The following is a 25,484-nucleotide window of genomic DNA, read 5'->3' as shown; positions in this document are numbered from 1 at the left end:
GCCCCAGACTGCGATCCAGGACGCCCGCGATGCTTTCCCAAGTCCTCTATTTCCTCGTCACGCTGGGCATCCTCATCGTCATCCACGAGTGGGGCCACTACCGCGTGGCGCGTGCCTGCGGGGTCAAGGTGCTGCGTTTCTCGGTGGGCTTCGGCCGCGTGCTGCTTCGTCGCCGCAAGTCGCCCGACAGCACCGAGTTCACGCTCAGCGCGATTCCGCTGGGCGGCTACGTCCGCATGCTCGACGAGAGCGACGGCCCGGTGGCGCCCGACCAGCAATCGCAGGCCTTCAACCGCAAGACGCTCTGGCAGCGCGCGGCGATCGTCGCGGCGGGGCCCGCGGCCAACCTGATCCTGGCGGTGCTGCTGTTCGCGGTCGTCGGCTGGATCGGCCGCGAGGAGCCGAAGGCGCTGCTCGGTTCCCCGACGGCGGGCGGCCTCGCTGAACGCGCCGGCCTGCGCGCCGGCGACTGGGTGCAGGCCTGGTCCAACGACGGGCAGGAGTGGGACGACGTCCGCTCGATGCCTGACTTCGGATGGCAGTTGGCGCAGGCCGTCGCGGACCGGCAGCCGCTGCTGATCAGCGTCAGCGACGCGGCGGGCCATGGTCGCCGCACCGTGCGCCTGGACACCGACACGCTGGAGAGTCGCGACTTCGACGAGAAGACGATGGGCCGCATCGGCCTGGGCGGCGTGTTCGTCGAACCGGTGCTGGGCCGCATGGTCGACGGCGAGCCCGCGCAGGCCGCGGGGCTGCTGCCCGGCGATCGCGTGCTGCGCGTCAACGACGAGGCGGTGCCGGACGTCTCCTGGTTCATCCAGCGCGTGCGCCGCGCCATCGTCGACGGCCAGCCGGAGCCGCTGCGCGTGGTCGTGCGTCGCGACGGCCAGCAGCTGGAACGCGTGGTCACGCCGCGCGTCGAGATCAACGGCGAGCAGCGCGTGGCCCGCATCGGCGCGGGCTTCGACGCCCGTCCGGCGAGCGTCATGGTGCACTACGGTCCCATCGAATCGGTACGGCAAGGCCTGACCCGCACCTGGGAACTCAGCGCGCTCACGGTGAAGACGCTGGGCCGGATGTTGATCGGTGAAGCTTCGGTAAAGAACCTGAGCGGACCCCTCACGATCGCCAAGGCGGCGGACCAGTCGGCGAGCCTCGGCTTGACTGCTTTCCTGAGCTTCCTCGCGGCCGTCAGCGTGAGCCTCGGCGTGCTGAACCTGCTGCCGCTGCCGATGCTCGATGGCGGACACCTGATGTATTATCTTTTCGAGGGTTTGAGCGGCCGCCCTGTCTCTGAGTGGTGGCACAAGCAGCTGCAACGCGCAGGCATTGCCGTCGTGCTGCTGATGATGAGCCTGGCCCTTTTCAACGATCTGACCCGCACGCTGGGTCTGCACTGAAGCTTCCGCATGCCCCGATTCCTGCCCGACGCCCTGCGCCCCCACGTGATCCAACTGGCGGTGCTGGCCACCGCGCTGCAAGCGGGTTCCGCCTGGGCGGCCGAACCCTTCGTCCTCAAGGACATCCGCGTCGAAGGTCTGCAACGGACCGATCCGGGCACGGTGTTCGCGGCGCTGCCGTTCCGCATCGGCGACACCTACAACGATGAGAAGGGCGCCGCCGCGCTGCGCGCGCTGTTCGCGACCGGCCTGTTCAAGGACGTGCGCATCAACCTCGACACCGATGCCGTCGTCATCGTGATCGAGGAACGTCCCATCATCGCCAACGTCGGCTTCGTCGGCCTGAAGGAGTTCGACACCGAAGCGCTGACCAAGTCGCTGAAGGACGTGGGCATCGGCGAAGGCAAGCCCTTCGACAAGGCCCTGGCCGACCGCGCCGAGCAGGAACTGAAGCGTCAATACCTGACCCGCTCGCTGTACGGCGCCGAGGTCACGACGACCATCACCCCGATCGAGCGCAACCGCGTCAACGTCAGCTTCTCGGTGACCGAAGGCGAGCCGGCCAAGATCGCGGAGATCCGCATCCTGGGCAACAAGGTCTTCAGCGAAGGCACGCTGACGGGGCTGCTCGAGCAGACCACCTCCGGCTGGCTGACCTGGTACACGAAGACCGACCGCTACTCCCGCGCCAAGCTGAACGCGGACCTGGAAACGATCCGCTCGTACTACCTGAACCGCGGCTACCTCGAGTTCAACGTCGAGTCGACGCAGGTCACGATCTCGCCGGACAAGCAGAGCATCAGCATCGCGATCACGATCAACGAAGGCCAGCCCTACACGGTCAACGCGATCAAGCTCGAAGGTGACTTCATGGGCCGCGACGACGAGTTCCGCCGCCTGATCGCGCTCAAGCCCGGCCAGCCGTACAACGGCGAGGCGGTGGCGCAGACGACGCGCAACTTCCAGGACCTCTACGGCACCTTCGGCTACGCCTTCGCGCGCGTCGAAAGCCGCCCGGAGATCGACCGCGCGACCGGCCAGGTGTCGGTGACGCTGGTCGGCGAACCGCAGCGCCGCGTCTACGTGCGGCGCGTGCTGATCTCGGGCAACACCCGCACGCGGGACGAAGTGATCCGCCGCGAGTTCCGGCAGTTCGAATCGTCCTGGTACGACGGCGCCCGCATCAAGGCCTCGCGCGACCGCGTCGAGCGCCTGGGCTACTTCAAGGACGTCACGATCGACACCAACGAGGTCCCGGGTTCGCCCGACCAGGTCGACGTGACGCTGACGGTGACCGAGCGCCCGACCGGCAACATCCAGATCGGCGCCGGCTACTCGAGCGCGAGCAAGCTGTCGCTGTCGGGGTCGATCTCGCAGGAGAACGTGTTCGGCTCCGGCAACTACCTGGGCATCCAGGTGAACACCGCCAGCACCGGCCGCTCGCTGGGCGTGACGACGGTGGACCCGTACTTCACGGTCGACGGCGTGTCCCGCGCGATCGACGTGTTCTACCGGACCGTCAAGCCGATCAACAACCTCGGCGAGGAATACGAGTTCGCCTCGTACGGCGGCTCGGTCAAGTTCGGCGTGCCGTTCTCCGAGGACGACACCGTGTTCTTCGGCATCGGCTACGAAACCACGCGCATCACGACGCGCACCGGCCTGCCCAACAGCTACTGGCTGTTCCGCGAGCAGTTCGGCTCGTCGGCGATCTCGATCCCGCTGACGATCGGCTGGAAGAAGGACAACCGCGACTCCGTGATCACGCCGACTGCCGGCGCGATGAAGCGGGTGAACCTGGAACTGAGCCCGGTCGGCGATTCGCGCTACACCATCGCCAACCTGCAGTACCAGGAGTTCTTCCCGCTGGGCCGCAAGTTCTCGCTGATGGTCAACGGCGAGTTCGCCTACGGCAAGGGCCTGAGCGGCCGGCCGTATCCGATCTTCAAGAACTTCTACGGCGGTGGCCTGGGTTCGGTGCGGGTGTTCGAGCCCGGCACGCTGGGCCCGGTCGACGTGACCGGTTCGTACACCGGCGGCAACCGCAAGTTCAACCTGAACACCGAGTTCTACGTGCCGGTGCCGGGATCGGGCAACGACAAGAGCTTCCGTCTGTTCGCGTTCCTCGACGCGGGCAACGTGTGGGGCCAGGACGAGAAGCTCACGTTCGGTGACGTGCGTGCCTCGGCCGGCGCGGGGATCAGCTGGCTGTCGCCGATGGGTCCGCTGCGGCTCAGCTACGGCTCGCCGATCCGCAAGAAGCCCACGGATAGAATCGAGCGATTCCAATTCCAGATCGGGACTGCATTCTGATGAAGAGCAAGCTGTCGCAGATCGTCGCCACCGTCCTCCTGACGGGCGCGGCGACGCTGGGCGCGCAAGCCCAGGAAGTCAAGATCGGCTACGTCAACAGCGAGCGGATCCTGCGCGAGACCAACCTGGCCAAGGCGGCGGAAACGAAGCTGCAGGCCGAGTTCAGCCGTCGCGAGAAGGCGCTGGTCGACCTGGAGACCAAGCTGCGCGGCGCCGCCGAGAAGCTCGACAAGGACGGCCCGGCGCTGGGCGAGGCCGAGCGCGGTCGCCGCCAGCGCGAGCTGATCGAGCAGGACCGCGACCTGCAGCGCAAGCGCCGCGAGTTCAACGAGGACGTCTCCCAGCGCAAGAACGAGGAACTCTCCGCCGTGGTCGAGAAGGCCAACAAGGTCATCAAGCAGATCTTCGAGCAGGAGAAGTACGATCTGATCGTTCAGGACGCGATTCATGCCAGCCCCCGCGTGGACATCACGAAGAAGGTGATCGACGCGCTCAACAGTCAGAAATGACGCCGGAAGCGACCCCCAAGTGACCACGAAGCAGGTTCTGGTCTCGGATCTGATCGCCGCCTTGGGCGGCGATCTTGTTGGTGCCTCCAGCACGGCGATCCGCGCGATCGCGCCGCTGGAAGACGCGGGCGCGGACGCGATCTCCTTCCTCTCGAATCCGAAGTATGAAGCGCAGCTCACGACCACGCAGGCCGCCTGCGTGATCGTGTCGCCCAAGCTGGCGGAAGCCGCCGCGGCCCGCCAGGGCGCCGGCACGACCGCGTGCTGCATCGTGGCGCCGGATCCCTACCTCTACTTCGCACGCCTGACCCAGTGGTGGGCCGCGAACATGCGCAAGCCGCGCGCCACGCCCGCCATCCATCCGACGGCGACCGTCGCCCCGGACGCGGTGATCGGCAAGGACGTGGAAGTGGGTCCGCATGCGGTGATCGAGTCCGGCGCGGTGCTGGGCGACGGTGTGCGCATCGGCGCGCACACGATCGTCGAGCAGGACGCCCGCGTCGGCGCGCACACGCGGTTCGCGCCGCACGTGGTGTTCGGCCATGACTGCGTGATCGGTGAGCGCTCCATGCTGCACAGCGGCGTCGTCATCGGCGCGGACGGTTTCGGCTTCGCACCGACCAAGCATGCCGACGGCACGCCCGGCGTCGAGTGGGTCAAGATCGAGCAGCTCGGCGCGGTGCGCATCGGCGACGGTGTCGAGATCGGCGCCAACACCTGCGTGGACCGCGGCGCGCTGGGCGACACGGTGATCGCCGACGGCGTCATCATCGACAACCTGGTCCAGATCGCGCACAACGTGAAGATCGGCAAGGGCACGGCGATCGCCGGCGCGACGGCCATCGCCGGCAGCGCGGAGATCGGCGCCAACTGCATCGTGGCCGGCGCGGCGCGGATCAACGGCCACATCCGCATCACTGACGGCGTGCAGATCGGCCCGACGGCCAACATCAGCAACAGCATCGACAAGCCCGGCGCCTACGCCGGCATGTGGCCCTTCGAGGACGCCGCATCGTGGCAGAAGAATGCCGCCGCCCTGCGCGGGCTCTATGAGCTGCGCCAGCGCGTTCGTGCCCTGGAAAAGAAGACGACATGACTGAGACCCGCATCGACATCCACGGCATCCTCGAGAAGCTGCCGCACCGTTACCCCATCCTGCTGGTCGACCGCGTCCTGGAAGTGGAGAAGGGCGTGCGCATCCGCGCGATCAAGAACGTCAGCATCAACGAGCCGTTCTTCAACGGTCACTTCCCGCACCGTCCGGTGATGCCGGGCGTGCTGATCCTCGAAGCGCTGGCGCAGGCCGCCACGCTGCTGGCGGTCGAGAGCTACAACTTCACGCTGGACGAGAACCACGTCGTCTACTTCGCCGGCATCGACAACGCGCGCTTCAAGCGTCCGGTCGAGCCGGGCGACCAGCTGATCCTCGAGGTCACGCTGGACCGCGCCAAGGCCGGCATCTACAAGTTCGGCGCCAAGGCCTTCGTGGGGACGGACATCGTGGCCGAGGCCGGCCTGATGTGCACCATGCGCAAGCTCGACTGCTGAGGCAGGCACTGGCGCCCCGCCCTCCGACTCCCCTGCTGAACAGACGCTGAATCCGGACGCCCATGGCCCGTATCCATCCCACCGCGATCATCGACCCGCAGGCCCAGCTCGACGACACCGTCCAGGTCGGCCCGTACGCGGTGATCGGCCCCGAGGTGCGCATCGGCGCCGGCACGCGCGTCGGTCCGCACACGGTGATCGAAGGCCGGACCACCATCGGTCGCGACAACGCCATCTTCCAGTTCGCGTCCATCGGCGCGATGCCGCAGGACATGAGCCATGGCGGCGAGGTGACGGAGCTGGTCATCGGCGACCGCAACACGATCCGCGAGTTCTGCACCTTCAACACCGGCACGTTCAAGGAGCAGGGCGTCACGCGCGTCGGCTCCGACAACTGGATCATGGCCTACGTGCACCTGGCGCATGACGTGATCGTCGGCGACCACTGCGTGCTGGCCAACAACGCGACGCTGGCCGGCCACGTGCATGTCGGCGACTGGGCGACCATCGGCGGCCTCACGGGCGTGCATCAGTTCGTGCACGTCGGCGCGCACGCGATGATCGGTTTCCAGGGCCATGTGGCGCAGGACGTCGCGCCCTACATGACGGTCGACGGCAACCCGCTGGAAGTGCGCGCGGTCAACCTGACCGGCCTGCGTCGCCGCGGCTTCAGCAACGACCGCATCGGCGTGATCCGCCAGATCCACAAGCTGCTGTTCCGCGACGGCACGACGCTGGAACAGTCCGTCGCGAACATCGAGGCGCTCAAGCAGGGCCAGGACGCCGAGTCGATGCGCGACATCCAGGCGATGCTGGACTTCCTGGCGGGCGCCAAGCGCGGCCTGGTCCGCTGACAGCCCCGGACGACCGACATGAGTTCCACGGATCCTCGACTGGGCCTGGTGGCCGGCGAGGCCTCCGGAGATCTGCTCGCCAGCCTGCTGCTGCAGGGCCTGAAGGCGCGCTGGCCTGAGCTGAGCTCGGCCGGCATCGGCGGCCCGAAGATGCAGGTGCAGGGCTTCGACGCCTGGTGGCCCAGCCACAAGCTGTCGATCTTCGGCTACTGGGACGCGATCAAGAACATCCGCGAGCTGCTCGCGATCCGCCGGCAACTCGGAGACCGCCTGATCGCCGAGCGGCCGTCGATCTTCGTCGGCGTCGACGCGCCCGACTTCAACTTCGGCCTGGAACAGCGCCTGCGCGAGTCCGGCATCAAGACGGTCCACTTCGTCTGCCCGTCGATCTGGGCCTGGCGCCCGGAGCGCGTGCAGACGATCAAGCGCAGCGCGGACCACGTGCTGTGCCTGTTCCCGTTCGAGCCCGCGATCCTGGAAAAGGCGGGCATCCCGTCGACCTACGTCGGCCACCCGCTGGCCGACCAGATCCCGTTCGAGCCGCCGCGCGAGGACGCGCGACGCGACCTGGGCTTCGGGGAGCACGACACGATCGTGGCGATCCTGCCCGGCAGCCGTCGCAGCGAACTGGACTACATCGGCCCGCCGCTGCTCGACGCGGCGCGGCGCATGCATCAGGCCCGGCCCGCGCTGCGTTTCGTCATCCCGATCGCGCCGGGGCTGCGGCCCATGGTCGAGGCGCTGATGGCGCAGCACGGCCAGGGCCTGCCGATGACCCTGGTCGACGGCCGCGCGCAGGACGCGCTGGCCGCCTGCGACCTGACGCTGGTCGCGAGCGGCACCGCGACGCTGGAAGCGGCGCTGCTGAAGCGGCCCATGGTGATCGCCTACAAGCTGCACTGGTTCAACGCGTGGCGGATGAAGGGCAAGGCGCTGCTGCCGTGGGTCGGGCTGCCGAACGTGCTGGCGCGCGAGACGCTGGTGCCCGAGTGCCTGCAGGACGAGTGCACCGGCGAGCGCATCGCCCGCGAGGGCCTGGCGTGGCTGGACGACGCGCCGCGTCGGGAGCGGCTGCGCGAGCGCTTCCTCGAGATCCACCAACAGCTGCGCTGCAACACCGCGCAAAGGGCCGGCGATGCGATCGCGAAAATCCTCGGCGCCTGAGCTTCCGACGCAACTGGGCCTCGAATGGGTCCGCGAGGGTCTGCTGTGCGGTGTGGACGAAGCGGGCCGCGGCCCGCTGGCGGGACCCGTGGTCGCGGCGGCGGTGATCCTCGACGACCAGAACCCGATCAAGGGGCTGAACGATTCGAAGGTGCTCAGCGAGAAGAAGCGCGAGCAGCTCTTCGACGAGATCCGCGCCAAGGCGCTGTGCTTCTGCATCGCGGAGGCCACGGTCGAGGAGATCGACCGCATCAACATCCTGCAGGCGACGATGCTGGCGATGCGCCGTGCGGTCGAGGGCCTGCGGCTCAAGCCCGCGCACGTGCAGGTCGACGGCAACCGGCTGCCGGTGCTGCGCATCCCCGCCGAGGCCATCGTCAAGGGCGATGCGCTGGTGCCGGCGATCTCCGCCGCGTCCATCCTGGCCAAGGTGCACCGCGACCGCTTCTGCCTGCAGATGCATGCGCAGCATCCGGAGTACGGCTTCGACAACCACAAGGGCTACGGCACGCGCGAGCACCTGGACGCGCTGCGCGTGCACGGCGCGACCGCCTGGCATCGCCAGAGCTTCGCGCCGGTGCGCACGCTGGATCTTTCTGAAGCACGCATCGCATGAGCTGGTTGTCCATCACCGCGCGTGACAACGCGAACCTGCAGCGCCTGCGCAAACTGGCGCAGGACGGCGGTGCCTATCGCAAGCTGGGCGGCGTCTGGCTGGAAGGCGATCACCTCGTGCGCGCGGCGGTGCAACGCGGCGTGAAGCCGTCGCTGGCGCTGATCACCGACGTGGCCGCGGCGGATGAAGCGCTGCATGCGCTGGCCGACGTCGCGCCCAAGGTGCTGGTCGTTTCACCGGAGCTGTTCAAGACCGTGTCCGGTCTGGAGTCGCCGGCGCAGATCGGCTTCGAGCTGGCGCTGCCGACGCAGCCTCGCATCGAAGCGAACGCCGATTCCGTCGTGCTGGACCGCCTGCAGGATGCGGGCAATGTCGGCACGATCCTGCGCAGCGCAGGGGCGCTGGGCTTCCGGCAGGTGCTGGCGCTGAAGGGCACCGCGGCGCTGTGGTCGCCGAAGGTGCTGCGCGCCGGCATGGGCGCGCACTTCGGCTTGAATCTGGTGGAAGGACTCAGCGTCGAGGACCTCGACGCGCTGAAGGTCCCGCTGCTGGCGACGAGCTCGCATGCCGATGCGCTGCTGCACGAAGCCGATCTCCCGAATCCCTGCGCCTGGGTCATGGGCCACGAAGGGCAGGGCGTTGCCGAGGCCCTGATGCAGCGCTGCGCGTTGCGTGTCGGCATTCCTCAGCCGGGCGGCGAGGAGTCGCTCAACGTGGCGAGCGCCGCCTCGATCTGCCTCTACGAATCGACGCGACGCAGGCTGGTCTGAGTGGGTCTGACTAGGTGTTTGATGCGTCCGGCGCGTCAGCCGCGGATCACTTCGCCATCGCAAGCGCCGCGACCCCCAGCGCAATGAACACCGCGCCCGCGATGCGCCATCCGCGCTCGCCTTCACCGAGCAACTGACCGCCGATCAGCGCGGCGAACAGCATCGACAGTTCCCGCGCCGGCGCGACGCGCGAGAGCGGCGCCAGCTTCATCGCGTACAGCACCAGGATGTAGGCCGTCGGCGCACCGACGATGACGACCAGCGCGTGTTTCCACTGCCGGCGCAGTGCGGTCGCGAACCCGGTGCGGTCGCGCAGCACCGCCGGCAGGATCATGGGCAGGCGCAGCGCATTGCAGAAGTACTCGTAGAGGATGGGCGACAGGGCCAGCACCTTCACCGCATAGCCGTCGATCACGCTGTAGGTCGCGATCGTGGCGCCGGTCAGCGCGCCCCAGGCGATGCCCAGCTTGCGCTTGCGATGCAGTTCGGGATCGCGGTTCGCGCCCTTGGCGAAGAAGGTCGGTCCCGCCGCCATCAGCAGGATCCCGCCGACCACGCCCGCAAGACCGAGCCCGCCGCCCACGCCGAGGTGCTCCCCCAGCAGCACCACCGCGACCAGCGACGACAGCAGCGGTCCACTGCCGCGCGCGACCGGATAGACCACCGTCATGTCCGCGGCGCGATAGCCGGCGAGCAGCGCGTTGAAGTAGGCCAGGTGCACGACGGCGCTGGCGATCGTCGCGGTCCAGGCCTGCCAGCGCCAGTCGGGCAGCTCGTCGAAGCCGGCGATGAGCGCCGCGGGCAGCCACAGCAGGCTGATGCCCAGCGCGGTCATGCAGGAGAAGTGATGGTTGCCCTGCGCCTTCTTGGCCGCGAAGTTCCACAGCGCGTGGATCAGCGCGGCCGCGACGACCAGGGCGAGCGCGCTTGCTGGCATCGGTCGCGGAGGGGCTCAGTACATCAGGCGGTCGGGTCGGATGTCGCGCAGGATGGTGGTCGCGATTTCCTCGATCGACTTGTGCGTCGACGACAGCCAGTTGATGCCGGCCTTCTTCATCATCGTCTCGGCCTCGCGCACCTCGTAGTGGCAGTTCATGAGGTCGGCGTACTTGCTGCCCGGGCGGCGCTCGTTGCGGACCTGCGCCAGGCGCTCCGGATCGATCGTCAGCCCGAAGCATTTCTTCTTGTGCGGGATCAGCAGCGAGGGCAGGTGGCCGCGATCGAAGTCCTCGGGGATCAGCGGGTAGTTGGCGGCCTTGATGCCGTGCTGCATCGCCAGGTACAGCGAGGTCGGCGTCTTGCCGCAACGACTGACCCCCACGAGGATCACGTCCGCCGAGTCGAGGTTGCGCGCGGACTGGCCGTCGTCGTGCGCCAGCGAGAAGTTGATCGCCTCGATCCGGTCGTGGTACTCCTGGCTCTTGGCGACGTCGGAGAAACGGCCGACGCGGTGGCTGGACTTGATCCGGAACTCGTCCTCCAGCGGCGCGATGAAGGTGCCGAACATGTCCATCACGAGGCCTTGACACTCCTGGCGCACCACGTTGAGCACCTCGCGGTTCACCAGCGTCGCGAACACGATGGGGCGCACGCCTTCGCGTTCGCCGGTCTCGTTGATCTCCTGGACCAGCTGGCGGGCCTTCTCGCCGCTGTCGATGAAGGGGCGGCGCACGTGACGGGCCTTCACCGGGAACTGCGCCAGGATGGAGTTGCCGAAGGTTTCGGCGGTGATGCCGGTGCCATCCGAGACGAAGAAGACGGTGTGCTGGGACATGGAGGGCCTTTGAGTCGTGCCGGAACCGGACCGGGCGGGGTGCGCGAGCCTTCGCCGGATCGGGCATGCCGCATGCCGAAGGGGGAAGTTCGGCCGTTGTTCCGCCTCGGCCCAGCCCCGAACGGGGGCTTACATCATAGATCGGCGACCCACTAGAATCGTCCGCAACTTGCCCCTGCCCATCGCATTGAACGCCGCATGAACGCTGCTTCGCGCCGCCCACAAGAATCGACAACACCTGTCGTGCGCCGCGTCATGCCTGTCTCCCTCGAAGCCGCCGATGCGATCGGCCTGCTCGGGAGTGCGCGGGGAGCCCCGGTTTCTCAACATCACGGAGTTTTCCCATGTCTGATGCACGCCTCGAGGCGACCGCCCTGGTCGTACCCTTCGAAAAACTGAGGATGACCGACGTCGAGTCGGTGGGCGGCAAGAACGCCTCGCTCGGCGAAATGATCTCGCAGCTGGCCGAAACCGGCGTGCGCGTGCCCGGCGGCTTCGCCACCACGGCTCACGCCTTCCGCGAATTCCTCAAGCATGAAGGCCTGGATGCCCGCATCCAGAATCGCCTGTCCGACCTCAATACCGATGACGTCCGCGCGCTGGCCGTGGCCGGTGCCGAGATCCGCGGCTGGCTGGAAGCGCAGCCTTTCCCGGCCGATCTGGAGGCGGCGATCCGCGCCTCCTTCGCCGCCCTGACCGCCGACAGCCCGGACGCGTCCTTCGCCGTGCGTTCCTCCGCGACCGCGGAAGACCTGCCCGACGCCTCCTTCGCCGGCCAGCAGGAGACCTTCCTGAACGTCGTCGGCATCGAGGACGTGCTGCACAAGATGAAGGAAGTCTTCGCGTCGCTCTACAACGACCGCGCGATCAGCTACCGCGTGCACAAGGGCTTCGCGCACAGCGAGGTGGCCCTGTCCGCGGGCGTGCAGCGCATGGTGCGCTCCGACCTCGGCGCCGCCGGCGTCATGTTCACCATCGACACCGAGTCCGGCTTCAAGGACGTCGTCTTCATCACCTCCAGCTACGGCCTGGGCGAGACGGTGGTGCAGGGCGCCGTGAACCCTGACGAGTTCTACGTCCACAAGCCGGCGCTGCAGCGCGGCAAGTTCGCGCTCATCCGCCGCAACCTGGGTTCCAAGCTGATCCAGATGACCTTCTCGACGCCTGAAGAAAAGGCGGCGAGCGGCAAGCTGGTCAAGACCGTCGACGTCGAGGTCGAGCAGCGCAACCGCTACTCGCTGACCGACGAGGACGTCGTGCAGCTGGCCAGGTACGCCGTGATCATCGAGCAGCATTACGGCCGCCCGATGGACATCGAGTGGGGCAAGGACGGCAACGACGGCCAGCTCTACATCCTGCAGGCGCGTCCCGAGACGGTGAAGAGCCAGGCCGAGGGTCAGGTCGAGCAGCGCTTCAAGCTCAAGGGTTCCGGCACCGTGCTGGCCGAAGGCCGCGCGATCGGCCAGAAGATCGGCACGGGCCCGGTGCGCCTGGTCGACAGCGTGGCCGAGATGGAACGTGTGCAGCCCGGCGACGTGCTGGTCACCGACATGACCGACCCGAACTGGGAGCCGGTCATGAAGCGCGCCAGCGCCATCGTGACCAACCGCGGCGGCCGCACCTGCCACGCGGCGATCATCGCGCGTGAGCTCGGCATCCCGGCGGTGGTCGGTTGCGGCGACGCCACCGACAAGCTCAAGGACGGCCAGCTGGTGACGGTGGTCTGTTCCGAGGGCGACACCGGCTTCATCTACGACGGTCTGCTCGAGACCGAAGTCAGCGAAGTCCACCGCGGCGAGATGCCTTACAGCCCGGTGAAGATCATGATGAACGTCGGCAACCCGCAGCTGGCCTTCAACTTCTCGCAGATGCCCAACAGCGGTGTCGGCCTGGCGCGGCTCGAGTTCATCATCAACAACAACATCGGCGTCCACCCGAAGGCGATCCTGGACTATCCGAACATCGACAACGACCTGAAGAAGGCGGTCGAGTCGGTGGCCCGCGGACACGCGTCGCCGCGCGCCTTCTACGTCGACAAGCTGGCTGAAGGCATCGCGACGATCGCCGCCGCCTTCTGGCCGCAGCCGGTCATCGTGCGTCTGTCCGACTTCAAGAGCAACGAGTACCGCAAGCTGATCGGCGGCTCGCGCTACGAGCCGGACGAAGAGAACCCGATGCTGGGCTTCCGTGGCGCGTCGCGCTACATCTCGGGCGAGTTCCAGGACGCGTTCGCGATGGAGTGCGAAGCGCTCAAGCGCGTGCGCAACGACATGGGCCTGACCAACGTCGAGATCATGGTGCCCTTCGTGCGCACGGTGAAGCAGGCGCAGAAGGTCGTGGAGATGCTGGCGGAGCGTGGCCTGAAGCGTGCGGCCAACGGCGGCCAGGACGGCCTGCGCGTCATCATGATGTGCGAGGTTCCGAGCAACGCCATCCTGGCCGAGCAGTTCCTGGAGCATTTCGACGGCATGTCGATCGGCTCCAACGACCTGACGCAGCTGACGCTGGGTCTGGACCGCGACTCCGGCCTGGAGCTGCTCTCGGGCGACTTCGACGAACGTGATCCGGCGGTCAAGGCGCTGATCTCGCGTGCGATCGCTGCGTGCCGCGCCACGGGCAAGTACATCGGCATCTGCGGCCAGGGCCCCAGCGACCATCCGGACTTCGCCGAATGGCTGGCTGCCGAGGGCATTGCCTCGCTGTCCCTGAACCCGGACTCGGTCATCGAGACCTGGCAGCGTCTCGCGAAGCGCTGAGCCTCTCCGCACGCCACCACACCAACGGCCCTTCGGGGCCGTTTTCCATTGCCGTCCTCGGTGGCAAAACCGATGAAGGACGGCAGTGGTTGGGGACGGCTGGTCGCGGGGTTCTGGCGCTTGACGCCAGGGCCCTGCGACCTGGCGGCCAACGCCCCGGCGTGCGCAGGCAGGCGGTCGCCGCATTCCCCGGGGGAAGTTGTGGATGCGCCTGCACCGCAAGCGGGCGATGATCCGCCCCCATGTCGACTTCCTCGCCAGACGCTGTCTTCCGCCGCCGTCTCCATCGCATCTACGGTGCCTACACGATCGGCTTCGTGCTGCTGGTGGGCCTGCTGGGCGTGCTGGAGCGGATGGGGATGCCCAAGCAGTGGCTGGGGTTCTCGTTCCTGCTGCTGACGGTGCTGATCTACGCGGGGATTGGCGTGTTCAGTCGGACGACGGATCCGGTCGAGTATTACGTCGCTGGCCGGCGCGTCCCCGCGTTCTATAACGGCATGGCTGCGGGTGCCGACTGGATGAGCGCGGCGAGTTTCCTCGGCATGGCGGGCAGTTTGTACCTCGCGGGGTACGGCGGATTGGCGTTCGTGCTCGGATGGACGGGGGGCTTCTGCCTCGTGGCGCTGCTGCTGGCGCCGTACCTGCGCCGTTTCGGCGGCTTCACCGTGCCGGACTTTCTCGGGGCCCGCTTCGAGAGCCGCGGCCTGCGTGTGATGGGCGCGGCGGCGGCGGTGCTGGTGTCCTTCATCTACCTCGTCGCGCAGATCTACGCGATCGGCCTGATCACGACGCGGCTCACGGGACTGACCTTCGAGATCGGCCTGTTCGTCGGCCTCGGCGGCGTGCTGGTGTGTTCCTTCCTCGGCGGCATGCGGGCCGTCACGTGGACCCAGGTCGCGCAGTACATCATCATGATCGTGGCCTACGTGGTGCCGGTGATGTGGCTGTCGACGATACAGACGGGCTCGCCGCTGCCGCAGTTCACCGCGGGCACCGAGATCCGCGAGATCACCGTCCGCGAGCAGCAACTGCTGCACGACCCGAAGGAGCTGGAGGTCCGCGGGCTCTATGAACAGCGCGCGAAGGACTTCGAGCATCTCATCGCCGAACTGCCGCACTCGCTCGATGCCGAGCGTCAGCGCGTCTCGCAGGTGATCGCGAAGTTGAAGTTCGAGGAGGCGCCGCTCGCGCAGATCCAGGCGGCGGAGAAGGTGCGCGCCGCGCTGCCGCGCACGGAGGCGGAGGCCCGCGACCTGTGGCAGCGCGCCGTCGCCGCCAATCGCCAGCGCGCCGAGCCGCTCGCCGGCATGCCGCTGCATGCGCAGCCCTTCGCCGGCGATCCCGACGGCACGTCGGCCGAGCAGGAGGCCTACACGCTGGCGCGGCGCAACTTCCTGGCGCTGGTCCTGGTGCTGATGGTGGGCACCGCGGGGCTGCCGCACATCCTGACCCGCTACTACACGGTGCCGACGGTGGCGGAGGCGCGCACCTCGGTCGCGTGGACGCTGTTCTTCATCGCGCTGCTCTACCTGTTCGCGCCGGCACTCGCGGTGATGCTCAAGCACGAGGTGCTGCATCACCTGGTCGGCTCGCCGATCGCGGAGCTCCCCGGATGGATGAAGCAGTGGATGCGCGTCGATCCTAGTCTGCTGAACATCCAGGACATCAACCACGACGGCATCCTTCAGCTCGGCGAGCTGCGGCTGGGTGGCGACATCGTCATGCTGATGACGCCTGAGCTCGCAGGCCTGCCGTATGTGCTCTCCGCGATGGTGGCCGCAGGCGCTCTGGCCGCGGCGTTGTCGACGGCGGACGGGCTGTTGCTGACGATCTCCAGCGCGCTCTCCCACGACGTCTACTACCGCGTCATGAATCCACGCGCCTCGATGACGCAGCGGGTGACCATCTCCAAGGCGCTGCTGCTGGCGACCGCGCTCACCGCCGCCGCGGTGGCCGCGCAGAAGCCGGCGGACATCCTGCTGCTGGTGTCGTCGGCGTTCTCGCTGTCGGGCTCGACGCTGGTGCCGGCGCTGGTCGCAGGCATCTTCTGGAAACGGGCCAACAAGCAGGGCGCGGCGGCCGGCATGCTCGCCGGACTCGGCATGACGCTCTACTACATGGTGAACGCGCATGCGGGCCTGCGCCAGGCGCTGGGCATAGGCGGCGACCCGCAGCTGTGGTGGGGCATCCAGCCGATGGCGGCGGCACTGTTCGGGCTGCCGGCGGGCATCGCCGCGCTGGTCGTGGTGAGCCTGCTGACCCCGCCACCGTCGGCGACGGCCCGCGCGCTGCAGGCCCGGGTCACGGGCGCCACGCCCTGAGCCAAGTTCACGCCGGATGGACGGGTCGCCCAAACTGGGCTAGAATGCTCGATTCCCCTTGCCGGGCCCACGAGTAGACGCTGGGGTCCGGCTTTCAGGCCAAGGGCCAGTCTCCTTTTCGGAGCTGCGCCGGAGGTCGTCGAAATCCATAAGGAGTTCGTATGCGTCATTACGAAATCGTTCTGCTGATCCATCCGGATCAAAGCGAACAAGTTCCGGCGATGCTGGAGCGCTACAAGGGCCTGGTCACCAACGGTGGTGGCAAGGTTCATCGCGTGGAAGACTGGGGCCGTCGTCAGCTGGCCTATCAGATCCAGAAACTGGCCAAGGCGCATTACCTGTGCCTGAACATCGAGTGCAGCAAGGAAATCCTGGCTGAAATCGAGACCGGTTTCCGCTTCAACGACGCCGTGCTGCGTCACCTGACCGTCGTCAAGGACAAGGCCGAGACGAACCCGTCGGTGATGATGAAGGCCGTCGAGCGCGAAGAAGCCCGCAAGGCCCCGCAAGAAGCGTCCGCCTGAGCTGACAAGCGCGGCCACTGACGTTCCCGAATTTCTGATCCGCTGACTCGACGATCTTCTCCGCTCGCATGAACCGGCTGGTACTGCAGGCGCAGATCCTCGAGATCGCGGCGATCCGATACACCCCCGCCGGGCTCCCGGCCCTGGACCTGATGCTCAAGCATGAGTCCATGGTCGATGAAGCCGGCTCCACGCGCAAAGTCGCGATGGAGATCAAGGCGGTGGCGATCGGTGAAGTCGTGAAGCGGGTCCAGGCGCTGGGCCTGACGGAGAAGACGGTGTTCACCGGATTTCTCTCGGCACAGCGGCAGGGGCGAGGCACGGTGTTTCACATCACCGGCTTCGCGGACTGAACGGGACGGACAGGTCGCGCAGATCGTTTAAATCTGGATAGATAGCAGGAGTTCACTATGCCCCCGCCACGTGGTAAAGGTCGGTTCTCTAAGGACCGCAAGCCCAAGCGCAATCAACAATCGCTGCTGTTCCGTCGCAAGCGTTTCTGCCGCTTCACCGTCGCCGGTGTTGAGCAGATCGACTACAAGGACGTCGACGTCCTGCGCGACTTCGTCGGTGAAAACGGCAAGATCGTGCCCGCCCGCCTGACCGGCACGCGCGCCTTCTTCCAGCGTCAGCTGTCGGTGTGCATCAAGCGCGCCCGCTTCCTGGCCCTGCTGCCGTACAGCGACCAGCACAAGGTCTAAGGAGTCCACCCATGCAAGTCATCCTGCTGGAAAAAGTGGCCAACCTGGGTAACCTGGGCGATGTCGTCAAGGTCAAGGACGGTTACGCACGCAACTTCCTGATCCCGACCCGCCAGGCGCGCCGCGCCACGGAATCGGCCATCAAGGAATTCGAAGCCAAGCGCGCCGAACTCGAGAAGGTCGCCGCCGAGAAGCTGGCCGCCGCACAAGCCCTGGGCGAGAAGATCAACGGCAACACCGTGACGATCTCGCAGAAGGCTGGCGTCGACGGCCGTCTGTTCGGTTCCGTGACCAACGCCGACATCGCTGAAGCGCTGACGAAGGCCGGTACGGCCATCGTCAAGTCGCAAGTGCGTCTGCCCAACGGTCCGCTGAAGACCGTCGGCGAATTCCCGATCAACGTTGCTCCGCACACCGACGTGGTGGTGGAAGTGACCGTGAAGGTCGTCGCCGAAGTCGAGTAATGTCTCGACCGTCCGGCTGGGCGCTCCGCGCGCCCTCCGGACATGCCCTGACCCCGTCAGGCCTGCGGGCCTGACATGATCAAGGCAGAACAAAAGAAAGCCGACAGCTGAGAAGCCGTCGGCTTTCTGCTTTTCCGGGGCTTGAGTTATCCCGCTCGCTCCACAAGCTATCCATCGCTCATCCACAGGCTTGTCCACAATGTCCGCGATCTTCACCACGCCCGGATCCAGTGCCAGCGACAGCGAGATCGCGCGACTGCGCGTGCCGCCCAACTCGGTGGAAGCCGAGCAGAGCGTGCTCGGCGGCCTGCTGATCGACAACACCGCCTGGGACAAGGCGGCGGACACGCTCAGCGACTCCGATTTCTACCGCTACGAGCACAAGCAGGTCTACGCCGCGATCGGCAAACTGATCAACGGCGGCAAGCCGGCGGACGTGGTGACGGTGTTCGAGGAGCTGACCTCGCTCGGCAAGGCCGAGGAGTGCGGCGGGCTGGCCTACCTGAACGCGTTGGCGCAGGGCGTGCCGAGCGCGGCCAACCTGCGCCGCTACGCCGAGATCGTCCGTGAGCGCGCGATCCTGCGCAAGCTGGTGGCGACCTCGGACGAGATCGCGACCGCCGCGCTGAATCCCGCCGGCCGCGCGGTCAACGAGATCCTGGACGAGGCCGAAGGCAAGATCTTCCGCATCAACGAGGAAGGCTCGCGCGGCGGCACCGGGTTCCAGAGCATGGACCGGTTGATGGTCGAGCTGATGGACCGCGTCAACGAGCTGGCCGAGCAGGGCGCCGAGGACGTCACCGGCGTGCGCACCGGCTTCTTCGACCTGGACCGCATGACGGCGGGCCTGCAGCGCGGCGACCTGATCGTGCTGGCGGCGCGCCCGTCGATGGGCAAGACCGCGTTCGCGATCAACATCGGCGAGGCCGTGGCGATCAACGAAGGCCTGCCCGTCATCATCTACTCGATGGAAATGGGCGCGGCGCAGCTGGCCTTGCGGATGGTCGGTTCGATCGGCCGCATCGACCAGAGCAACCTGCGCACCGGCCGCCTGAAGGACGACGAATGGGGCCGGCTGGCCGAGGCCGTCGACAAGCTCGGCAACGCGCCGATCTACATCGACGAGAGCCCGGGCCTGTCGCCCAGCGAGGTGCGCTCCAGAGCGCGGCGCCAGGCGCGCATCTCGGGCCAGATCGGCCTGATCATCATCGACTACCTGCAGCTGATGAGCGGCAACGGCGGCGGCAGCGAAGAGAACCGCGCGACCGTGGTCGGCGAAATCTCGCGGGGCCTGAAGGCCCTGGCCAAGGAGCTGCGCTGCCCGGTGATCGCGCTGTCGCAGCTGAACCGCTCGGTGGAAACGCGGCCGGACAAGCGGCCGATGATGTCCGACCTGCGCGAGTCGGGCGCCATCGAGCAGGATGCGGACATCATCATGTTCATCTACCGCGACGAGTACTACACCAAGGACGAGTGCAAGGAGCCGGGGGTCGCGGAGATCATCATCGCCAAGCAGCGTAACGGCCCGGTGGGCACGGTGAAGCTGGCCTTCGTGAGACAGAACACCAAGTTCGAGAACCTGGCGCCGGGCTACGTCAGCCCGGGCGGCGACGAGTATTGATCGCCACCGGCCGGATCGTCACCGGCCGGATCGACAGCGAGCCGATGGCCGCCCGAGGGCTGGCCGTCAGATCACCTGGCCGCCGGACACCTCGATCCGCTGCGCGGTGACCCAGCGGTGTTCGGCGGTGAGCAGGCTGGCGATCATCGGACCGATGTCGTCGGGCACGCCCACGCGGCCCAAGGCCGTCATCGACGCGAACTGCTGGTTGAGGTCGGGCATGTCGCGCACCGCGCCGCCGAGGAAGTCGGTCTCGATGGCGCCCGGCGCCACCGTGTTGACCGCGATGCCGCGGCTGCCCAGTTCCTTGGCCAGGTACACCGACAGGATCTCCACCGCACCCTTGGCGGCCGAGTACGCCGAGAAGCCCGGGAAGCTCACGCGCGTCAGTCCCGACGAGAGGTTGACGATGCGTCCGCCGTCGGCGATCAGCGGCAGCAGCGCCTGCGTCAGGAAGAAGACGCCTTTCACGTGGACGTTGAACAGCGCGTCGAAGTCCGCCACGGTGGTGTCGGCGAACGAGGCCATCGCGCCGTGTCCGGCGTTGTTGACGAGGTGGTCGAAGGTGTCGCGACCCCACGTGTCCTGCAGCGCGGCACGGACCTGCGCGGCGAAGCCGGCGAAGGTCCCGACGTCGGCGACGTCCAGCGGGATCGCCACGGCCAGGCGGCCCAGCGCCTGGATCTCCTGGACGACGCGTTGCGCCTCGGCGGCGCCGCTGCGATAGGTGAGGATCACGTCGCCGCCGCGGCGCGCGATGCTGAGGGCGGTGTTGCGGCCCAGGCCGCGGCTGGAACCGGTCACGAGAGCGATGGAAGTCATGTGTGTCTCCGAGAGGATGAAGGAAGGGATCGATGACGGAAAGCCGTCAGGGCTCTCCGGGGAGGGCGGGTGAGGGGCGCGCGGATCAGCGCAGCGCCTCGATGACGGCGTCGGCCAGCGGCGCGGAGGAGGCCGGGTTCTGGCCGGTCAGCAGATTGCCGTCCCTGACCACGTAGGCGCCCCAGTTCGGGCCCTTCTCGTACCTGGCGCCGGCCTTGCGCAGCGTCGCTGCGAGCAGCCAGGGCGCGTTGTCCGCGGTGCCGAATTCACGCTCCTCCTCGTCGCTGAACGAGGTCATGCGGCGTCCGGCGAAAGGCCAGCGCCCCTGTGCGTCCTTGGCTGCGAGCAGCGCGGCCTGTCCGTGGCACACCGGCGCGATGATCTTCGCGGCGCCATCGGCCTCGACCAGCAGCCGTCCCATGTCGGCGTCCTTGTACAGGTCCTCGACCGGGCCATGTCCGCCGGGGATGACGACCGCGTCGTAGCGGCTCGCGCCGACGTCCTTCAACGCCAGCGGATGAGCGACGCGCGCGGCGTTGTCGGCCAGGTAGCGCTTGAAGTGCTTCACCGGCTCCTCGCCGACCAGCTTGGTGTCGAGGCTTCGCTGATCGATCGTGGGCGCGACGCCACCGGGGGTCGCGATGTCGACCTGATAGCCCGCCTTGCGGAACTTCTCGTCCATCACGATGAACTCTTCGGCCCACACGCCGCTGTCGTACTTCGAGCCGTCGGCGCGGGTCCACTTGTCGGCGGCGGAGAGCACGATCAGCACGTGGCGCTGGGCGATCGCAGCCGGCTTCGCCGGCGTGGCGCCGTGGGCCTGGACGAAGGCGCCGGACATCGCCGTGAGCGCGACGGCCGCCGCCAGGGCGAGTTGTGAAAAGCCTCGACGGCTCGTTTGGAGGGGGCTGGTCTTGGTCATGGCAATGTCTCGTGGTGGGGTTGGAACTCGGTTCCGGCAAAGCGCTGGAACGGGATCCAATGTGCTTGCCGACCCCATCGCGCAGTTGCCAGTTCCCCGCCCATTTCTTGCCTGATCCGGGGTGGCCGGCGGCCCGCCGGGCGGCGGCGCAAGCGCGTCGTGGCGCGGCTTGCTCGAAGTTCGGCGTTTCTTGCCCGATGCTCCGGCCCCCGTTGCGGACGACGCGCGCGGTCGCTACCGTGCGTGCATGTCCACGCCACTGCTTCCCGTCGTCCGGCGCTACGCCGATTTCTATGCCGATGCGCAAGGCGTGGCGGCGACGCCGCTGCCCGGGTTCACCGTGTTGCGCGCCACGAGCCCGAGCGAGCTGCTGTATGCGATCTCGCGACCGCTGGTCGCGATCGTGGTGCAGGGCACCAAGCGCGTCATGATGGGCGCGCGGACCTTCGACTTCGGCGCCGGAGACTCGCTGTTGATCACCGCCGACGTGCCCACCATCAGCCAGATCACCGGCGCGAGCCTGGTCGAGCCGTACTACTCGCTCGTGCTGGACCTGGACCCCTCCCTCATCCAGGAACTGGCCGTCGAGATGAGCGTGGCCGAGGGCGATCGCGGCACGCCGGTGCGCGTCGACCCGACGGAGCCCGAGGTGAGCGCCACCGCGCTGCGGATGCTGGAACTGCTGGACCGGCCGACGGCCGTGCCGGTGCTCAAGCGGCAGCTGGTGCGCGAGATGCACTACTGGCTGATGGCGGGCCGCCATGGTCCGGCGATTCGGAATCTGGGCGTGTCGGACAGCCGGTCCCGGCAGGTGTCGAAAGCCGTGGCCCTCATCCGGTCGGAGTTCGCGAGGCCGTTGCGCATCGAACGTCTGGCCGAGGCCGCGGCGATGAGCCCGTCCACCTTGCATGAGCACTTCAAGGCGGTGACCTCGCTGTCGCCGCTGCAGTTCCAGAAGCAGCTCCGCCTGATCGAGGCGCGCCGGATGATGATGTCCGAGAACGCCGGGGCCAGCGATGCCGCCTATGCGGTGGGCTACGAGAGCGTTCCCCAGTTCACCCGGGAGTACGGCCGCATGTTCGGTGCGTCCCCCGTGCGTGACGTGAAGGGGACGAGGGCGAAGATCAGGGCCGTCTGAGGGCCCAGCGCTGCAGCTCGGCGTTGTGAGCTCAGCGCTCCACGCGGATCGACTCCGGAGCGAGGCGGTAGCCGCTCGTCGCGAGCGCTGAGTTGATCGCCTGGACCTCCAGCGTGCCGGTGACCGTCACGACCGACATGGCGCGCAGTCCGTCGATCTTCGCGGGCGCCTTCACGTAGACGATCTGGTTCGGCGGCGGCGGCGGGGCGTGGATGCAGGCGCCGAAGGACGGCACCAGCAGGAACTCGTCGGTGCCGCCCCAGCCGACGCCCACCGGTACCGCATAGCCGCGCAACCGCACTCGGCGACCGTCGAGTTCGGGCCGCACCGGTGCGTGTTCGAAGGCGTCCCGCATCTCGCTCATCATCCGGCGCGCGACCGGGTCGTCGTCCGCGAGCGTGGCGATGTCCGTCGCGTCCGGCCCTTTCGTCAGGCCGGCGTGTGGCCGCGGATCCCAGCCCGGCGGCATCAACTCGGCCCATTCGAGCGCCTTCACGTCCGCGGCCGGCGGATCGCCCGTGAGCGGCGCGGAGGCGATCGCCTGCGAGGGGTCGGTCCGATTCAGCACGATCCCCGCGGGGACGCCGATCGCGACGACCGCCACCAGGGCGAGCAGCGCGAGCAGGGCGGGCGGAAGCCTCCAGGAACGCATGGTCCGTGCGATCAACGCGGCTTGTTCCGGTAGGGCTCGACGCTCGCGGCGTCGAGGCGATATCCGCTCACGCCCATGTCGCTGGGCTGACGGTCCAGCCGCATCACGCCGCTGGCCCAGACCGTGTCCATGGACCGCAGCTGCTTGGCCGGCTGGGCGAGCTTCACCAGGATGATCTGGTTCGCCGGTGGCGGCGGCATGTGGATGCAGGCGCCGAAGTAGGGCACGAGCAGGAACTCGCGCACGCCGTCGCGATCGGTCTGCAAGGGCACGACGTAGCCGGGCAGCCGCACCGGCGCGTCCTGCAGCGTTTCCACGAGCGGCGCGTTGTCCAGCTCGTCGCGCAGGTCCGCCATCAGCGCCGCGGTGCGAGGGCTGTTGTCGCTCAGGCGTCCGATGCCGACGTCGCGGAAGCGCTTCATCGGATCCCAGCCCGGCGGGACGAGCTGGATCCAGGTGAGCTCGCGGTAGCCCGAGGCCGGCGCGCTGGCCGCCTGGGCGACGGACTGCGCGGCCGGTGCGGCGCGGGCGGTGGCGATCGGAAGCGCGGCCGCGAGCGCGATGGCGACAGCATGAAGCGCAAGGGATGTCATGTCAGACCTTCGGAGAGAGGCCGTCGCTGAGCGACAGCGCATAGGCGCGCAATCCGGGCAGCAGGCTCGCCGCCCACCCCAGCGCGGTGACGACGCCGAGCAACTGCCATTCGGCCGCCGAAGGCAGCCCCGCGCTGAGACCGATGCCGAAGCGCAGCTGTACCCACGGCCCGAGCCCCGCGATCAGCAGCAGGCACAGCGCGGCGCCGAGCACGACGCCGCAGACGGTGACCAGCATGCCCTCGACCGCCAGCAGGCTGAAGAGGCGCGCGGGATTGGCGCCGACGGCGCGCAGGATGGCCAGTTCGCGGCGGCGTTCGTTGAGTCCGGCGAGGATGACCGCGACCAGCCCGCACAGGCTCACCGCTGCGACCAGCGCGCTCATCAGCGTCAGGCTGCGCTCGCCGAGCGCGACCACGTCCCACAGCTCGTCCAGCGCGACGCCGGGCAGGATGGCCATCAGCGGCTCGGCCGCGAAGTCGTTGATGCGACGCTGCGTCGAGAACACCGCCGTGCGCCGCTTCAGACCGACCAGCGCCGCCGTCACCTGATGAGGTGTCAGGTCTTGCCCGGACGACGCATCGAGGCTGACGGCCTGGCCGGGAATCGGCGCGCCGGCGACCCAGTCGAGGTGGATCGCTTCCATCGCCGCGAGGCTGATGTGGAGCGAGCGATCCACCGGCGTGCCGGTGCGCTTCAGCACGCCGATGACGCGGAAGGGCTTGTCCGCGTGATCGTTGGCCGCGAGTGCGCCGTCCCCATGGCTCAGCACGACCTTGTCGCCGATCCGGTAGTCCAGGGAAGCCGCCACGTCGGCGCCGAGCACCACGCCGAAAAGATCGGTCGGCAGCCCTGGCGGTCCATTCTGGCTGGAGGACTCATTGACGGGCGCCTCATCGAAGGCGCGCCCTTCCGCCAGCGCCAGCGGCTGCGCCTCCCCGTACCGGAAGCGGCGGAAGTAGTCCCCCGTCGTCGCGACGACCGGGAACCCGCGATGCGAGTCCCCGAGCGAGATCGGCACGACCCACTCGACGCCGGGCAGTCTGGCCAGCGACTGCACGCTGGACCATTGGATGTTGTTGGTCGCGCCGCCGATGCGGAAGACCGAGTACAGCAGCAACTGGACCGAGCCCGTGCGGGCGCCGACGATGAGGTCGGTGCCTGAGACCGATTGCGCGAAGTTCTTGCGGACGTCGTCGCGCAGCCGGGCGATGCCGAGCAGCAGCAGCGTCGACAGCGCGATCGACAGCACGACGAGCGACAGCACGAAGCGCCGGTTCCAGGCGCTCTGCGCCGCGAGGCGGATGAGGGCCTTCATGCGACGGGCTCCTCGACGCGCGCCGAGCCGCGCTGCAGCGTCGGCAGATCCAGGCTGCGCTGGAATCCCGCGGCGAGCCGCGTGTCGTGGCTGACGAAGAGCAGGGCGCTGCCGGACTCCGCGCAGACCTCACGCAGGATGCGCATGAAGGCGTCCCGATGCGCGTCGTCGAGCGCGGAGGTCGGCTCGTCGGCGATCACCAGGTCCGGATGTCCGACGAGCGCGCGTGCCGCGGCCACGCGCTGCTGCTGGCCGACGGACAGTTCGCTCGCCCGTCGCGCGATCAGCTCGGATCCCAGGCCCATGCGCTGGAGCAACGCCTGCGCGCGTTCCCGCGGCCGGCCCGCCAGCGTGGCGCGGCGGCTCGAGAACTCGCAGGTGAGCAGCACGTTGTCCAGCGCCGAGCGGTAGGGCAGCAGATTGAATTGTTGGAAGATGAAGCCGACATGGTCGGCGCGCAGCCGGTCGCGCTGGCGGCCGGAGCATTCCGACAATTCATGGCCGAGCAGCTTCAACCGTCCCGCGCGCGGCGTGAGCACCCCGGCGATCAGCGACAGCAGCGTGCTCTTGCCCGATCCGCTGGGACCGCGCAGGAACACCGCCTCGCCCGGGTCGATGCGCAGCGCGGCGATGTCCAGGCAGTCCCGTGTGGCGCGCGGCCATCGGAAGTTCAGGTCCCGCGCTTCGAGAACAGGCACCGCCAT

25 protein-coding genes are annotated in these 25,484 nt (G+C 68.1%); 17 read left to right on the top strand and 8 right to left on the bottom strand.

Translation table 11 applies throughout. The annotated features are described in order from the left end of the window. Positions 1–29 precede the first annotated feature (29 nt). The 9 genes from rseP to ABE85_RS13760 all read left to right on the top strand — a co-directional run bounded on the left by rseP (position 30) and on the right by ABE85_RS13760 (position 9,174). Positions 30–1,400 carry an RIP metalloprotease RseP gene (rseP, locus tag ABE85_RS13800; RefSeq protein WP_067275492.1) on the top strand — a complete coding sequence of 457 codons (1,371 nt, stop codon included), beginning with the start codon at positions 30–32 and terminating at the stop codon, positions 1,398–1,400. A gap of 9 nt (positions 1,401–1,409) precedes the next feature. Continuing rightward, complete coding sequence (bamA, locus tag ABE85_RS13795; protein ID WP_157522377.1) at positions 1,410–3,713, top strand: outer membrane protein assembly factor BamA; 2,304 nt, start codon at positions 1,410–1,412, stop codon at positions 3,711–3,713. Then, positions 3,713–4,222 carry an OmpH family outer membrane protein gene (locus ABE85_RS13790; RefSeq protein WP_067275490.1) on the top strand — a complete coding sequence of 170 codons (510 nt, stop codon included), beginning with the start codon at positions 3,713–3,715 and terminating at the stop codon, positions 4,220–4,222. Before bamA ends, ABE85_RS13790 begins: the two co-directional genes overlap by 1 nt. Before the next feature lie 19 nt (positions 4,223–4,241). Then, positions 4,242–5,318: a UDP-3-O-(3-hydroxymyristoyl)glucosamine N-acyltransferase gene (gene lpxD / locus ABE85_RS13785; RefSeq protein ID WP_067275488.1), complete on the top strand. Its 1,077-nt coding sequence runs from the start codon at positions 4,242–4,244 to the stop codon at positions 5,316–5,318. Beyond that, a complete protein-coding gene (gene fabZ / locus ABE85_RS13780) occupies positions 5,315–5,770 on the top strand; it encodes a 3-hydroxyacyl-ACP dehydratase FabZ (RefSeq protein WP_067275486.1) in 456 nt (151 codons plus the stop codon). Before lpxD ends, fabZ begins: the two co-directional genes overlap by 4 nt. A 62-nt stretch (positions 5,771–5,832) precedes the next feature. Continuing rightward, the gene (gene lpxA, locus ABE85_RS13775) at positions 5,833–6,624 is read left to right on the top strand and encodes an acyl-ACP--UDP-N-acetylglucosamine O-acyltransferase (protein ID WP_067275484.1); all 792 of its coding nucleotides are present in this window, start codon (positions 5,833–5,835) and stop codon (positions 6,622–6,624) included. An 18-nt stretch (positions 6,625–6,642) separates the two neighbouring features. Beyond that, entirely contained in the window at positions 6,643–7,788 is a 1,146-nt protein-coding gene (lpxB, locus tag ABE85_RS13770; protein ID WP_067275480.1) for a lipid-A-disaccharide synthase, read from the top strand. Further along, complete coding sequence (gene rnhB, locus ABE85_RS13765) at positions 7,760–8,404, top strand: ribonuclease HII (RefSeq protein WP_067275467.1); 645 nt, start codon at positions 7,760–7,762, stop codon at positions 8,402–8,404. Before lpxB ends, rnhB begins: the two co-directional genes overlap by 29 nt. Further along, positions 8,401–9,174, top strand: a complete 774-nt coding sequence (locus ABE85_RS13760) for an RNA methyltransferase (RefSeq protein ID WP_067275461.1) — start codon at positions 8,401–8,403, stop codon at positions 9,172–9,174. Before rnhB ends, ABE85_RS13760 begins: the two co-directional genes overlap by 4 nt. 46 nt (positions 9,175–9,220) lie before the next feature. Here ABE85_RS13760 and ABE85_RS13755 read toward each other — a convergent pair whose 3' ends face one another. Both ABE85_RS13755 and ABE85_RS13750 read right to left on the bottom strand, forming a co-directional pair. Further along, positions 9,221–10,111 (bottom strand): DMT family transporter, encoded by an 891-nt coding sequence (locus ABE85_RS13755; RefSeq protein WP_067275454.1) that lies wholly within the window; start codon positions 10,109–10,111, stop codon positions 9,221–9,223. A gap of 15 nt (positions 10,112–10,126) precedes the next feature. After that, positions 10,127–10,948 (bottom strand): pyruvate, water dikinase regulatory protein, encoded by an 822-nt coding sequence (locus tag ABE85_RS13750; RefSeq protein ID WP_067275451.1) that lies wholly within the window; start codon positions 10,946–10,948, stop codon positions 10,127–10,129. 344 nt (positions 10,949–11,292) lie between these two features. Here ABE85_RS13750 and ppsA point away from each other — a divergent pair, with 344 nt between their 5' ends. The 7 genes from ppsA (at position 11,293) to dnaB (ending at position 19,335) form a co-directional block, all read left to right on the top strand. Next, positions 11,293–13,704, top strand: coding sequence for a phosphoenolpyruvate synthase (ppsA, locus tag ABE85_RS13745; RefSeq protein WP_067275446.1), 2,412 nt, complete (start codon positions 11,293–11,295; stop codon positions 13,702–13,704). 242 nt (positions 13,705–13,946) lie between these two features. Beyond that, positions 13,947–16,025 (top strand): sodium:solute symporter family protein, encoded by a 2,079-nt coding sequence (locus tag ABE85_RS13740; RefSeq protein ID WP_067275444.1) that lies wholly within the window; start codon positions 13,947–13,949, stop codon positions 16,023–16,025. A gap of 161 nt (positions 16,026–16,186) precedes the next feature. After that, positions 16,187–16,549 carry a 30S ribosomal protein S6 gene (gene rpsF / locus ABE85_RS13735; protein WP_067275442.1) on the top strand — a complete coding sequence of 121 codons (363 nt, stop codon included), beginning with the start codon at positions 16,187–16,189 and terminating at the stop codon, positions 16,547–16,549. A gap of 68 nt (positions 16,550–16,617) precedes the next feature. Next, entirely contained in the window at positions 16,618–16,902 is a 285-nt protein-coding gene (priB, locus tag ABE85_RS13730; RefSeq protein ID WP_067275440.1) for a primosomal replication protein N, read from the top strand. 57 nt (positions 16,903–16,959) lie between these two features. Continuing rightward, positions 16,960–17,250: a 30S ribosomal protein S18 gene (gene rpsR, locus ABE85_RS13725; RefSeq protein ID WP_067275431.1), complete on the top strand. Its 291-nt coding sequence runs from the start codon at positions 16,960–16,962 to the stop codon at positions 17,248–17,250. 11 nt (positions 17,251–17,261) lie between these two features. Next, the gene (gene rplI / locus ABE85_RS13720) at positions 17,262–17,714 is read left to right on the top strand and encodes a 50S ribosomal protein L9 (protein ID WP_067275428.1); all 453 of its coding nucleotides are present in this window, start codon (positions 17,262–17,264) and stop codon (positions 17,712–17,714) included. 199 nt (positions 17,715–17,913) lie between these two features. After that, positions 17,914–19,335 carry a replicative DNA helicase gene (gene dnaB / locus ABE85_RS13715; RefSeq protein WP_067275424.1) on the top strand — a complete coding sequence of 474 codons (1,422 nt, stop codon included), beginning with the start codon at positions 17,914–17,916 and terminating at the stop codon, positions 19,333–19,335. Between the two features lie 66 nt (positions 19,336–19,401). On the opposite strand, the gene ABE85_RS13710 is transcribed toward dnaB, so the two are convergent. Beyond that, a complete protein-coding gene (locus ABE85_RS13710) occupies positions 19,402–20,157 on the bottom strand; it encodes an SDR family NAD(P)-dependent oxidoreductase (protein ID WP_067275423.1) in 756 nt (251 codons plus the stop codon). An 85-nt stretch (positions 20,158–20,242) separates the two neighbouring features. After that, complete coding sequence (locus ABE85_RS13705) at positions 20,243–21,079, bottom strand: type 1 glutamine amidotransferase domain-containing protein (protein ID WP_197507008.1); 837 nt, start codon at positions 21,077–21,079, stop codon at positions 20,243–20,245. 247 nt (positions 21,080–21,326) lie between these two features. On the opposite strand from ABE85_RS13705, the gene ABE85_RS13700 reads away from it, so the two are divergent. Further along, the gene (locus ABE85_RS13700; protein ID WP_067275420.1) at positions 21,327–22,217 is read left to right on the top strand and encodes an AraC family transcriptional regulator; all 891 of its coding nucleotides are present in this window, start codon (positions 21,327–21,329) and stop codon (positions 22,215–22,217) included. Between the two features lie 31 nt (positions 22,218–22,248). Here ABE85_RS13700 and ABE85_RS13695 read toward each other — a convergent pair whose 3' ends face one another. Genes ABE85_RS13695 through ABE85_RS13680 form a run of 4 tightly spaced genes read right to left on the bottom strand, consistent with a single transcriptional unit; the run spans position 22,249 to position 25,484 of the window. Next, complete coding sequence (locus ABE85_RS13695; RefSeq protein ID WP_067275418.1) at positions 22,249–22,869, bottom strand: DUF3299 domain-containing protein; 621 nt, start codon at positions 22,867–22,869, stop codon at positions 22,249–22,251. An 11-nt stretch (positions 22,870–22,880) separates the two neighbouring features. After that, positions 22,881–23,462 (bottom strand): DUF3299 domain-containing protein, encoded by a 582-nt coding sequence (locus ABE85_RS13690; protein WP_067275407.1) that lies wholly within the window; start codon positions 23,460–23,462, stop codon positions 22,881–22,883. Between the two features lies 1 nt (position 23,463). After that, complete coding sequence (locus ABE85_RS13685) at positions 23,464–24,780, bottom strand: ABC transporter permease (RefSeq protein WP_067275399.1); 1,317 nt, start codon at positions 24,778–24,780, stop codon at positions 23,464–23,466. Continuing rightward, positions 24,777–25,484, bottom strand: coding sequence for an ABC transporter ATP-binding protein (locus tag ABE85_RS13680; RefSeq protein WP_067282681.1), 708 nt, complete (start codon positions 25,482–25,484; stop codon positions 24,777–24,779). The genes ABE85_RS13685 and ABE85_RS13680 overlap by 4 nt, the downstream gene beginning before the upstream one ends.

This window comes from Mitsuaria sp. 7, from assembly GCF_001653795.1.
Classification (GTDB): domain Bacteria; phylum Pseudomonadota; class Gammaproteobacteria; order Burkholderiales; family Burkholderiaceae_C; genus Roseateles.
The sequence above is the reverse complement of the archived record's forward strand: the minus strand, read 5'-3'. Positions and strand labels throughout refer to the sequence as shown.